At 63.3% G+C, this 12,645-nt stretch carries 11 protein-coding genes; 5 read left to right on the top strand and 6 right to left on the bottom strand.

The features are described 5' to 3' along the window. Positions 1-247: 247 nt before the first annotated feature. Complete coding sequence (locus tag ACQR1W_RS24380) at positions 248-673, bottom strand: CBS domain-containing protein (RefSeq protein WP_434853182.1); 426 nt, start codon at positions 671-673, stop codon at positions 248-250. Between the two features lie 34 nt (positions 674-707). Beyond that, positions 708-1,541, bottom strand: coding sequence for a universal stress protein (locus tag ACQR1W_RS24375; RefSeq protein WP_434853181.1), 834 nt, complete (start codon positions 1,539-1,541; stop codon positions 708-710). 288 nt (positions 1,542-1,829) lie between these two features. On the opposite strand from ACQR1W_RS24375, the gene fixL reads away from it, so the two are divergent. The 4 genes from fixL (at position 1,830) to ACQR1W_RS24355 (ending at position 5,211) form a co-directional block, all read left to right on the top strand. Beyond that, a complete protein-coding gene (fixL, locus tag ACQR1W_RS24370; protein ID WP_434853452.1) occupies positions 1,830-3,305 on the top strand; it encodes a sensor protein FixL in 1,476 nt (491 codons plus the stop codon). Between the two features lie 6 nt (positions 3,306-3,311). After that, positions 3,312-3,929 carry a response regulator FixJ gene (gene fixJ, locus ACQR1W_RS24365; RefSeq protein WP_008967210.1) on the top strand — a complete coding sequence of 206 codons (618 nt, stop codon included), beginning with the start codon at positions 3,312-3,314 and terminating at the stop codon, positions 3,927-3,929. A 74-nt stretch (positions 3,930-4,003) separates the two neighbouring features. Beyond that, positions 4,004-4,411, top strand: coding sequence for a response regulator (locus ACQR1W_RS24360; RefSeq protein ID WP_008967211.1), 408 nt, complete (start codon positions 4,004-4,006; stop codon positions 4,409-4,411). Positions 4,412-4,518: 107 nt separating this feature from the next. Beyond that, complete coding sequence (locus ACQR1W_RS24355; RefSeq protein WP_008967212.1) at positions 4,519-5,211, top strand: helix-turn-helix domain-containing protein; 693 nt, start codon at positions 4,519-4,521, stop codon at positions 5,209-5,211. 12 nt (positions 5,212-5,223) lie between these two features. On the opposite strand, the gene ACQR1W_RS24350 is transcribed toward ACQR1W_RS24355, so the two are convergent. From ACQR1W_RS24350 to ACQR1W_RS24335, 4 genes are all read right to left on the bottom strand, one after another. Next, a complete protein-coding gene (locus tag ACQR1W_RS24350; protein ID WP_434853180.1) occupies positions 5,224-6,465 on the bottom strand; it encodes an MFS transporter in 1,242 nt (413 codons plus the stop codon). Positions 6,466-6,652: 187 nt separating this feature from the next. Further along, the gene (locus ACQR1W_RS24345) at positions 6,653-7,138 is read right to left on the bottom strand and encodes a PRC-barrel domain-containing protein (RefSeq protein ID WP_434853451.1); all 486 of its coding nucleotides are present in this window, start codon (positions 7,136-7,138) and stop codon (positions 6,653-6,655) included. 26 nt (positions 7,139-7,164) lie between these two features. After that, positions 7,165-9,369 carry an amylo-alpha-1,6-glucosidase gene (locus ACQR1W_RS24340; RefSeq protein WP_434853179.1) on the bottom strand — a complete coding sequence of 735 codons (2,205 nt, stop codon included), beginning with the start codon at positions 9,367-9,369 and terminating at the stop codon, positions 7,165-7,167. Positions 9,370-9,474: 105 nt separating this feature from the next. Continuing rightward, entirely contained in the window at positions 9,475-11,238 is a 1,764-nt protein-coding gene (locus ACQR1W_RS24335) for an ABC transporter ATP-binding protein (protein ID WP_434853178.1), read from the bottom strand. 292 nt (positions 11,239-11,530) lie between these two features. Between ACQR1W_RS24335 and ACQR1W_RS24330 the strand changes: the two genes are divergently transcribed. Next, on the top strand, positions 11,531-12,601 hold the full coding sequence (locus ACQR1W_RS24330; RefSeq protein WP_434853177.1) for a glycosyltransferase family 4 protein: 1,071 nt from the start codon (positions 11,531-11,533) through the stop codon (positions 12,599-12,601). The last annotated feature ends 44 nt before the right edge of the window (positions 12,602-12,645 follow it).

Below are 12,645 nucleotides of genomic sequence, written 5' to 3'. Positions count from 1 at the left end.
GTTGCGGTTCGCGACGCGTGCACGCGTCTTGCGGTTCACGGCTTCAGCCCCGACCGATCGGCACCAAACCTTCGCACTCTGACAGAGGCTTTCGGCTTCGGGCGAATGCGGGACCTGAAGTTCCGATCGGCTTGTTCGCGCGATCGTCACCGGAACTCCAAATTCAAAGCCGCCTCCAGCGTGGCGGTTCATGACAATCGTTTCGGTTTCGCTGCGAATCCATCGAGCGATTTTCTGAATCGGCTTCCTAGCGATTAGCCGCGACTGCCAGCGCGCGCACGATGTCTTCACGCGCGATGATGCCGACCAGCCGGTTCTCGCCATCGGTTACCGGCAGGCTGCGAATGCGATGCTCGACCATGAGCTGCAGCACCCGCGTCAGCTTGGTGTCCGGACGGACGTAGATGAACTCCGTCGTCATGATGTCCGAGACCTTGCGGTTCATCAGGTCGCTGTATTGCGGGAGCATCTGGTTCTGCGTGAATGCAAAGCACCTCAGCATGTCGAACTTGGTGACGATGCCGATGACCGCGTCGTTGTCCGTAACCGGATAGGAGTTGAAATCGTCGCGGTCGAGCATCTCGCTCAGCTCGCGCACCGTCGTGTCGCGAGTGACCGTCTTGACGTCCCGCGTCATATAGTTGCCGGCTGTCTCTTCGAGAAATCTGTACAAGGTGCAATCCCGCTCAAATTCGTCGCTACTGGACTTAATGTGACAACAACACGCAACGCCGCGCCCGCGTCACGAGATGCTCGGTGACGCCACCGAGCACCAGTTCGCGGAATCGGGAATGGCCGTAGGCGCCGGCGACGATCAGGCCGGCCGTGATGTCGTCGGCAACCGATTCGAGCTCGGCGGCCACATCCCGCTTCTCAGCCGGCTCGACCACCCGCGCCGACGCGACCACGCCATGCCGCGCCAGCCAAGCGACCACGTCGCCAAGCCGCGATTCGCAGGCCTCACGCTCGATGGCATCCTCCAGGATCTCGACCACCACCACGTCCTTTGCCTTGGCGAGCAGCGGCAGCGCGTCGACGACCGCGCGGCGCGACTCCGGCGTGTCCTTCCAGGCCACCAGCACGCTGCGCAGGTCGAGCCAAGTCAGGTCGTCGGGCACCACCAACAGCGGGCGCCCTGCCTGCATCACCAGATCCTTCGGGCTTGCCGCGGCGAAAGCGTCGGAAATGGCCTGGTTCTGAACGCCGCAGACCAGGATGTCGGCGGCGCGCGCCTGGGCCAGCACATAGCGCGTCGGGAAGTCGAGCGAACTGCGCCAGCTCACGGCAGGCGCACGGGCGGTGACGGCGTCCCGAAAATCCGCCTCGAGTTCGCCGAGTCTGCGTTGCACCGCGGCCTCCCCCTGCCAGATCAGGTCCTGGGCCTGTTCGCCGGTCGTGAAATACAGCGGCGGGCTGAACTGCCCCGCGGCCGCTCCGATCACTTCGGCGCCAAAGCGCTCCGCAAGGTCGCCCGCGACTTGGAGGCGGGCCGCGTTCGGCTGATCGAGCGCGAGGCTCACTATCACGGCAGCGAATGTCATCCCATCTCTCCACGCATTGCTTCCATCTCCTCTTAGAGATGAAATCGGAGCCCGTGATGAGATAGATCAATCTGGACGCAAAGCGCGATGGCTGGCGCCCGGCATCCTGCGGTCAGGCTAAGCCCTGAATTTTGCGAGAAAAATTTACCTTTCTCTCAGGCGCACGTCATCTGCTATAGGATAGCATCTGATATAGGATAGCGGTCGCACCGGGCACGCCGGTGCCAGCAGAGATCGGCGAACAACTGAACCGTGCGCGGCGTAACCCAACCCTTTCCCGATGCGTCCATGCGCCCCGAAGACGCCCGTTCGCTGGGTTTCGGGGCCTGGGACTTCGACCTTGAGACCCGGCAGATGTACTGGTCGGAGACCACCCGGAGGCTGTTCGGGGTCGCTGCCGATCAGCCGGTGACCCTCGACTCATTCCTGTCGCTGCTCAGCGAGGGCGACCGAGCCCCGGTCGAAACGGCGATCGAGCATGCCCGCCTCCAGGGCTCCGGCTTCGATATGTCATTCAAGGTCTCCGACGGCGCCGCGGCAGGCGAACAATGGATCCGCGTATTGGCCGGCATTGTGCCCGACGGGGCCGGAGAGCCGCGATATCTGAGGGGCATAGCGCTCGACATCAATCAGGAAAAGCAGCTCGAGGAAGCGTTACGAATCCGCGAGCGGCACTTGCGCTCGATCCTGGACACGGTGCCGGATGCGATGATCGTGATCGACGGCCAGGGAAGCATCCAGTTCTTCAGCACGGCTGCGGAGAGACTGTTCGGCTTCACCGAGCAGGAGGCGATCGGGATGAATGTCCGGGAGCTGATGCCCGAGCCGGACCGATCACGCCATGACAGTTACCTCGCGCGCTACCACGCCAGCCGAGAGCGCCACATCATCGGCATCGGGCGCATCGTAACCGGGCGCCGCCGCGACGGCACGACTTTTCCCATGCACCTGTCGATCGGCGAGATGCAGTCGGGCGGCCAGCCCTATTTCACCGGCTTCGCGCACGACCTGACCGAGCACCAGCAGACCCAGGCACGGCTCCGGGAGCTACAATCAGAGCTGGTCCATGTGTCGCGCCTGACCGCGATGGGGGAAATGGCCTCCGCACTTGCGCATGAGCTGAACCAACCGCTGGCTGCGATCAGCAATTACATGAAGGGCTCCCGGCGGCTGCTCGCCGGCAGCGACGACCCGAACACGGCCAAGATCGAGAATGCGATGGATCGCGCCGCCGAGCAGGCGATTCGCGCCGGCCAGATCATCCGGCGGCTGCGCGATTTTGTCTCCCGTGGCGAATCGGAAAAGCGGGTCGAAAGCCTGTCCAAGCTGATCGAGGAAGCCGGTGCGCTGGGGCTCGCCGGCGCCCGCGAGCAGAACGTCCAGCTCCGCTTCAACCTCAATCCGGAGGCCGACCTGGTGCTTGTCGACCGGGTGCAGATCCAGCAGGTGCTGGTGAACCTGTTCCGCAACGCTCTGGAGGCGATGGCGCAGTCAAGCCGGCGCGAGCTGATCGCCAGCAACCGCAAGGTTGGAGACGACTTGATCGAGATCGCTGTCTCGGATACCGGAACAGGGTTCCACGAAGACGTCATGCCCAACTTATTCAAGACCTTTTTCACCACCAAGGACACCGGAATGGGAGTTGGCCTGTCCATCAGCCGCTCTATCATCGAGGCTCACGGCGGACGCATGTGGGCCGAAAACAACGACGCTGGCGGCGCAACCTTCCGCTTCACGCTGCCCGCGGCGCCCGACGAAGGTTGAGCGACAATGGCCGAAAAGGCGAAGGTCTATGTGATCGACGACGACGAGGCGATGCGGGATTCGCTCAATTTCCTGCTCGACTCCTCGGGATTCGAGGTGATCCTGTTCGAGGACGCGCAGAGCTTTCTCGACGCGCTCGCAGATCTCTCGTTCGGATGCGTGGTCTCGGACGTGCGGATGCCCGGAATCGACGGCATCGAACTCTTGAAGCGGATGAAGGCCGCACACTCCAGCTTTCCGATCGTGGTCATGACCGGGCACGGTGACGTCCCGCTTGCGGTCGAGGCGATGAAGCTCGGTGCGATCGACTTTCTGGAAAAGCCTTTCGAGGACGAACGCCTCGTCGGCATGATCGAGTCGGCGATTCGCCAAGCCGAGCCAGCCGCCAAGAACGAAGCGGCCACCCAGGACATCCTCGCGCGCATCGCGACGCTGAGCCCTCGCGAGCGTCAGGTCATGGACGGACTGATGGCGGGCCTGTCGAACAAGCTGATTGCGCGCGAATACGACATCAGCCCACGCACCATCGAAGTCTATCGCGCCAACGTCATGACCAAGATGGGTGCAAACAGTCTGTCAGAACTGGTGCGCCTGGCGATGCGCGCCGGCGCGCTGAAGGATTGAGCCAGATCAAGCCGATCTTCCGGATTCCGATGCATGTTGAAAATTATCCCTTCAACCTGCGCGCGTCACTTGCAATGTCGGCTATCCCCAAACCGAAGGTCTATGTTGCCGACGATGACGTGGGCGTCCTCAGCTCGCTCCAATTCCTGCTGGAGACCGACGGCTTTGACGTGCGAACCTTTCGCAGCGGAACGGCGCTTCTGAACGCGCTGGACCACGTCCCGATCGACTGCTTCGTGATCGATTACAAGATGCCCGATATCAACGGGGTGGACTTGACCAACGACCTTCACAGGCGGGGCGCGACGGCACCGGTGGTTTTGATCACCGGCCATTATGACGACAAGCTCGCCGCGCGGGCTGCAGCCGCGGGCGTGTACGACTTCCTGTTGAAGCCACTGTTGGATGAGAATCTCATCAAGCGCGTGCGGAAAGCGATCGCCGACCGGCAGGCTGCTACCGGTCACGATCCGGCCGCCTGACCAGCTCCGTAGATCTACGTAAGGAGACCTCCTTAAGATATCGCGCTAAATTTCCTTAACAGGTGCAGCACTGTACCCATTCACCATCCGCCGCAAAGGAGATGGTCATGCTCAATCAGTCGCTCACCGGTTCGGTCGTCAGCACCAAAATCAGCCCCCCTGCTCCAGCTCCTGTCATCAACCAATTTGCCGAGATCACGGGCCATGCCGGGCTGATCGCGACCGAATTCTCCTACAAGAAGGACGAGGAGATCTATGGTGAGGACGAGCCTGCCGAATACGTCTACCAGGTGATTTCGGGTGCCGTTCGCAGCTATAAGTTGCTGTCCGACGGCCGCCGCCAGATCGGCGCGTTCCACCTTCCCGGCGACGTGTTCGGCCTGGAATCCGGCACCGCGCACCGGCTGGCCGCGGAAGCCATCATCGACACCACCGTTCGCCTGGTGAAGCGCCGCAGCCTCGAGCATGCCGCAAACGTCGACGTGGCTGTGGCCCGCAAGCTCTGGACCATGACGGCCAATGACCTGCGTCACGCCGAAGACCACATGCTCCTTCTGGGACGCAAGACCGCGATGGAGCGGGTTGCGACCTTCCTGCTGGAGATGGATCGCCGCCTGGCGGTCGCCGGCATGATGGCGCTGCCGATGTGCCGGCGCGACATCGGCGACTATCTCGGCCTGACCCTCGAAACCGTCTCGCGGGCGCTGTCGCAGCTGCACAGCCAGGGCATCCTCGGCTTCTCGGGTGCACGCCAGATCGTGCTGCGCAACCGCCAGCGCCTGCACAGCATGGACGCCTGAACCCCTTCGGGTTCAGCCAGCCCTCCTACTGTCGCGCTGCCGTGTCTCCGGCATCAGCAGCGCGATCAGCAAAAGCCCCGCCATCGCGACCCCCGCCAGGCCGGCAAAGGCGGTGGCGCTGCCGAATTTGTCGCTGACATAGCCGGCAAGCACGGTCGACAGCGACGCACCGATACCGGTTGCCGTGCCGACGACACCTTGCGCCAGATTGAAGTGGCCGCTGCCGAAGGCGACGTCGGCCACGATCAGCGGCACCATCACGCTGAACACCGCAGCCGTGATGCCATCGAAGATCTGCACCGCGACCAGCAGATAAGGGTCGTGCACCACCGCGAACAGCAGCCCGCGAAAAACCAGCGCACCGAAGCCCAGCAGCAGCAGCGGCCGCCGGCCCCAGGATTGGGCCACGGCGCCGACCGACGGTGAGGTCAGGGCCACGATCGCCTGCGGGACCACGATGCAGAACGCGATCAGCACGGTGGCCCATTCGCTGGAGCGCGTCGTCACCACGCCCGCCATCAGCGGCAGCATCGCCGCGTTGGCAAGTTGCAGCATGAAGACGCCGCAGGCAAAGATCAGCAGCGCCCGCTTGCGCATCAGGCTCAACAGGCTTGCAAACCAGGCAGCCTCCGCCTCAGGCGGATCCGCCACGCCGTGCGCCTGCGCGATATTGATCTCATTGTCGCAGATGCGCGACAGCGCGATGAGGGTCGGGAACGCCAGAACAAAAGTGACCAGGAACACCGACCGGCTGGAGAGCAGATAGCCACAGGTCCCCATGACAGCGGCGGCAACGCCGCTGCCAAGCGAAGCGAAACGGGCATTGCGGCCGAGCCGCCGGGCCATGCCATGTGGCCCGACCAGCCCGAGGCTGATCGCGGCGATTGCCGGCCCCAGCACACAGCTTGCGGCCGCATGCAAGGTCGCGGCGATCGCAACCACCGGAAAGATCGGCCAGGCCGCATAGGCGAGCGCCGCGCAGCCGATCGTCGCAACCGCGAGCCCGGCAACGAGCCGCTCGGATTTCGCAGCATCGATGATCGCGCCGCCCGGCATCTGGCCGATCAGCCCGACGATGCCGCCGATCGACAGCACCAGGCCGATCTCAGACTGCGTCCATTTCTGGGTGGTCAGATAAACCGCGATGAACGGCCCGAACCCCGTCTGCACGTCGGCAAGGAAGAAGACGAACCAATCGAGACCGCGCAGGCTCTGTCGCGAGGGTTCCGGCCGCGGCGCAGGCGGCTGGCCCATCTCGGCGCTGCGGCGAGCGCGATCCTCCGCATCTTTGCGGAGATCGGGATCACCCCGGGCAGCGGATCTGGATGGCCGCGCAATCAGCATGGCTCTCCGTGTCTCATGATGTCGATCGCGGGACGCAGACGTCCCGCCGCCGGTCTGACGCGAGCACCGCGCCGGACCGGCGATATGACGCACAAACTCAATGATCAAAAAGCCAGGGCGACAGCTTGCCGGCCGCGCCCAACACAACGACCGGCTTGTCTTCCTTGTACTCCGGCGCGGCCTTGACCTGTTCCTTGGTGAGATCAAGCGTGACGTGGTCGCTCTTGTCGGCCAAATGCGCGAAATTGAGTGCCGTCCAATCGACGACGATCTTGCGGCTGCCGACGCCGAGGAAGCCGCCGAAATCGATCACCGCGGCACGAACCGTACCGGTCAGGTCCACGATGACATCGACGATGTGGCCCATGTCTTCGCCGGTTGAGCTGCGCACGTCCCGGCCCAGGACGCCGTGCGCATCCTGCGCCCCGAGGATCGTGACCGACGGCGGCGGCGCGGGCTCTTTCGCAGGCGGCGCCGGCGTAGCCGGAGGCGCAGGAGAAGGTGTTGCGATCGGTGCCTCGTCAGCGCGCAACGATGGCGCCGCGGCGGCCGCGAGCAGCGTGACGACGAGGATGCGACCCATCATGCGCATGCGCTCTCTCGCCTCCCTCAATGCGCAAGCACGATCGAAATCTGGATCTGGCCGCGGCGACGCAAGACCTCGAGCGAGACATCTTCGCCGTGACGGCGCAGGCACATGTCCACGGTCGAGGATCCCAGCTGCAGGTCGCGCAGCACCACCCAATCCAGGAATGCGGGCAGCCGCGGATTGCGCAGCCGGATCTCGCCTCTGACGGCGTCGAATTCCAGTCCGAGCGCGGCCTCCAGTAACGTGAATGAGGTCGCACTGGCCCAGGCTTGCGGCGCGCAGGCCACGGGATAAAGCGTTGGCCCGCGGTTCTTCTCGCGCCGGAAGCCGCAGAACAATTCCGGCAACCGGCGCAGATCCATATAGGCGGCGGCGTCGAACAGGCCCTTGAACACCTGCTCGACCGCGTGTTTGAGACCGTAGCGAGCCAGTCCCAGCGCAATCAGGGCATTGTCGTGCGGCCAGATCGAGCCGTCGTGATAGGACATCGGATTGTAGCGGGCCTCACCATGGGCAATGGTGCGAATGCCCCAGCCCGAGAAGAAGTGCGGCCGCATCAGATCGGCGGCGACTTTGTGGGCGCGATCCTCGCGCACCATGCCGCTGAACAAGAGCTGACCCGCGTTCGAGCTGCGCACCCGGCACGGCTTTTTCTCGCCATCGAGCGCGAGCGCATAGGTGTTCAGTTCCTCGCACCAGAAGGCATCCTCAAAGCGGCTGGCGAGACTCGCGGCCTCTGCTTCAAGCCTGTCGGCGATATCGGTCTTGCCCAGATGCCGCGCACTGCGCGCCGCAAGAAGCTTGCCCGCGAATACGTAGCCCTGCACTTCCGCGAGCGCGATATAGCCTTCCGCCAGCCGGCCGTCGGCGTGAAACACCGCGTCGTAGGAATCCTTCCAGCCCTGGTTGGCGAGCCCCTGCTCCGAGGCGCGCTGATATTCAATAAAGCCGTCGCGATCGGGATCGCCGGGGCCATCGATCCAACGCAGGCCGGCCTCGATCGCCGGCCACAATTCGCGGAGCGTATGGATATCGCCGGTTCGCTCGTAATACAGTCCGGCAAGCAAGACGAACAGCGGCGTCGAATCGACGCTGCCGTAGTAGCAGGCGAACGGCACCTCCCGCAGCGCCGCCATCTCGCCGCCGCGCATCTCGTGCAGGATCTTGCCGGGCTCGGCGTCGGCGAGCGGGTCGGTCTCCTTGGCCTGGTAGAAGGCGAGCCGGCGCAACACGCCGCGGGCGATGCGCGGATCCACCCACAGCATCTGCATCGCCGTGATCAGGCCATCGCGTCCGAATGTGGTCGAATACCAGGGAATGCCGGCATACGGATAACGGCCCTGCGCGGTGTCGGTCATCAGCATGTTGAGGTCGGCCATGGCCTGGCACAGAACCTCGTTGAAGATGTCGTTGGAGGTCTCGATGCTGGTCGCACCGCGGGTACACGAGCGCATCTCGCGCCGGTGGGCGAGCAGGCTGGGGAAGAACCGCCCTGGCTTCTCGCCCGCCCGCGCATTGCAGGAGATCGCAACGAAGACGGAGCGCGATTCGTGCGGCGCCAGATCAAGATGAAAGATCGCCATATTGACCGAGAGCCGCGTCGGACGCGGATCGAAATTGAGGGCCGTGGACCGCGTCACGCCGTCGAGCCCGCGATATTCGAGCCGCACGCCCGCGGGTCCCTCGAGCTTGCTCGAACCGACGCCACGCCGTTGCCGTACAGCGCCCCGGACCTCGAACAGGTCGGCGAAGTCATTGTCGAAGTTCAACTTCAAATCGAGGCTGGCGCGCCGGTCGCCGTGATTCTGCACTCCGATCCGCTGATAGGCTGTTCCGCGCCACAGGAAAATCGTGCGCACGATGTGCAGCATGTCCTTCGACATCACCAGCCGCCCCTGGTGATAGATGTCGGGATTTGTCAGATCGATCGTCAGCGCCGAATTGTCATCACGCAGGCTTGATCCCAACAGCAGCGGCTGAACGTCATCCAGCATCAATTCCAGCCGCGCGAGATAGCGCGTATCGGAATTGAACAGCCCGTCAGGTCCGCCGGCCGAGGCCCCGATGTCGCCGTGGCCATCCAGCACGATGAAGGTATCGTCATGCTTGAGCGAGCGCCGCGGCCGTGCCGCAGGCCCCGTCATTGGAATATAGAACGGCTGCTCCTCAACCGGCTCGTCGGTGTGCGCGGTCGATATAAGCATGCTCGCGAGTTCAGCCGACATCTTGACCTCGTGCATTGTTGGATTGCGCTTTTCAGCGGGCGCAATGACGCGATGCAAAGAAGCGAGGTGCCCCCTTCTACACCAAGCTTCTGCGACGTGTATCCGTCAGGCAGCGAATTTGGCAAGCCGGGTCATTTCCTGGGTCACAAGCTCGCGATATGGACCCTCGCCCTGCATCAGACGGTCCGGCGGACCGTCCTCGAGAATCCGGCCGGCCCTCAGCACCACCACGCGGTCGAAGTTCCGCAGCGTCGCAAGCCGGTGCGCGATCGCAATCACGGTGCGGCCGCGCATCAGGCGGCCAAGCGCCTCGCGGATAGCCTCTTCCGACTCGCTGTCGAGCGCGGCGGTGGCCTCGTCGAGCAGCAGGATCGGTGCGTCCTTGAGGAAGGCGCGCGCAATCGCGATCCGCTGGCGCTGGCCGCCCGACAGTTTGACGCCGCGGTCGCCGACCATCGTCTGCAGCCCGTCAGGCAGGGCATCGACGAAATCGCAGCGCGCTGCGATTGCTGCCCGCAGCACCTCGTCGTCGGTGGCGCTGGGGCGGCCGTAGCGAATGTTCTCGAGGATGGACCGGTGGAACAGGGATATGTCCTGCGGCACCACCGAGATCGCCTCGCGCAGGCTCTGCTGTGTGACCCTGGCGATATCCTGGCCATCGATCGTGATGTTGCCGCTCTGCGGATCATAGAACCGCTGCAGCAACGTGAACAGGCTCGATTTGCCGCCACCGGATTGGCCGACCAGCCCGACCCGCTGTCCGGGCTGCAGCCGCAGCGTGAAGTTCTCGAAGATGCTCTGGCCGCCGGGATACTGGAATATGATGTTGTTGAAGGCGATCGCGGCGCCACTCTTCATCAGCGGCTCCGCCTCGGGGTGATCGCGCAGCTCATGCGGCTGCAGCAGGGTGGCGATCGCCTCGCTCATGCGCGCGACATGCTGGGTGACATCGACCAGCGCCACCGCAAGATCGCGCGTTGCATTGAGAATGCAGAGACCGAGCGTGCAGACCAGCACGACATCGCCGGTGGTCGCGCCGCCCTTCTGCCACAGTGAGATCGCCCAGGCCATCACGGCAATGGTGAGCACGATGGTGACGCTGGCATGCATGATGCGCAGCTTCTCGAGGTAGCGAAGGCTGCGGCCCCGGGCGACGAGTTCCTTGTCCACGGTGGCGTCAAACCGGTCATGCTCGTGACGCAGACCACAGAAGGCCCGCACCAGTGGCATATTGGAAATGACGTCCACCATTTCGCCGTCGACGATCGCAGCCTTGTCGGCAAAATCGTCGTGGAGCGGCTTGCCTGCAGCCGCCAAGCGGAACATCGCAAATACCATGGCGCCGGCGATCAAAAGCAGGCCTGCGGCCATGGCGACGCTGACGGTTCCAATCAGGCAGATGGCCGCGATCGTGGCAAGGCACGGCGGCAACACGTTCCAGACGAACATGTTTTCCACCGTGAACACGGCATTGGACGTCGCAGTGATGCGGCTCGACAACATGCCTGGAAGCCGATCGCCGAAATAGCTCGGGGAATGCCCGGTGAGATGGCGGAAGATGTCACGGCGCAGATCGCCTGTAACCCTGACGAATGTGAAACTCGCGATCCAGCTCGCCACCCGCCACAAGATGTTGTCTGTCGCAATCAGCGCCATCAACAACGCGAAGGCCGTCCAAACCTGACCTCCACCGCCTGATCCTGCGGACAGGCTGTCGACCAGGAATTTAACGCCATATTGCGTGCCCACCGAGCAGGCAACTGCACCCACAACAGCCGACAGGATGATGAGGTGTGATGCGGGGCGCCTACGCAGATAGCGCATGACGAAAGGAAAGGGTCGGTGCGCGTAGCCTGAAAGCTGGTCCATGTGATTTCCGTTGGAACACGGCGGAAGGGGGCGATCCGATTCAAGCGAATGAACGACGACTGATTTATTCGGTTCCCACCGTATCTCCATCCAACTGCCAACGTTGTCCAAACACCACCCGGCTTGAGTAGCCGAGATGGCAGCAATGAGAACTTCGGAAGGACACGATGTGGCGAAGAAACAATGATTGTTGAAGGGAACTTCGCAGATGCGAGGACGTTCCTGCTCTCGGCGGTGCCGGTGCCAATCGGAGGGGGATCTTCATTCATGATCAGAGACGGGAGACGGTGAGATGCGCATTGCGCAGATTGCTCCATTGACGGAGGCTGTGCCTCCGAAACTCTATGGTGGCACCGAGCGGGTGGTTCATTGGTTGACTGAGGAGCTGGTTGCGCTGGGCCATGATGTCACGCTGTTTGCAAGCGGGGACTCACAGACATCGGCGAAATTGTGCGCGACCTGGCCGCGAGCTCTGCGCCTCGACGGCTCGGTCCGTGATCCCAACGCCCTTCACATGGTGATGCTGGAGAACGTGCGACAGCGATGTGATGATGAAGAGTTCGACATCCTGCATTTCCATCTCGACTACTATCCGTGGTCGCTGTTCTATCGCCAACCGACGCCGTTCCTGACCACGTTGCATGGCCGGCTCGATCTGCCTGAGCACCAACCGGTGTTCTCGATTTTCAAAGATCTTCCCGTCGTTTCAATTTCGGATGCGCAACGCCGTCCCGTGCCAAACGCGAATTGGGTCAGCACCGTGCTGCACGGGCTGCCGGAGACTCTGCTGACGCCGAAGCCGGTGAGGCCGAGCTACCTTGCCGTGCTTGGCCGCATCGCACCGGAAAAGGGCGTCGACCGAGCGATCAAGATCGCGATGCGCTGTGGCGTTCCGCTCAAGATCGCCGCCAAGGTGGATCGTGCGGATCAGGATTATTATGATCAGCTCATCTCCCCTCTGATCAACGGCAATCCGCTGATCGAGTATGTCGGCGAAATCGGCGATCACGAGAAAGCGGAATTCCTCTCCGGTGCGATCGGACTGTTGCTGCCGATCGACTGGCCGGAGCCGTTCGGCCTCGTGATGATCGAATCGATGGCCTGCGGCACGCCGATCATCGCGTATAACCGCGGCTCAGTGCCGGAGGTGATCGATGACGGCATCACCGGCTTCGTCGTCGAGGACGAGCTCAGCGCGGTCGCGGCCGTCGGCCGGCTTCCCGACCTGAGCCGCGCCCGCGTGCGCGAGCAGTTCGATCGTCGCTTTACCGCCCGCCGCATGGCGCTGGATTATCTGGCCGCCTATCGCAGCCTGATGAACCAGGCGGAGCCGCGCATCAAGCTCGTCTCTAGCGCCGAATAGACCACATGCCGTACAAATGACAGGCCGGATCATCAATGATCCGG

It is taken from the genome of Bradyrhizobium sp. HKCCYLS1011 (assembly GCF_051167795.1).
In the GTDB taxonomy this organism is placed as follows: Bacteria; Pseudomonadota; Alphaproteobacteria; order Rhizobiales; family Xanthobacteraceae; genus Bradyrhizobium.
This window is presented reverse-complemented; position numbering and strand designations above follow the sequence as displayed.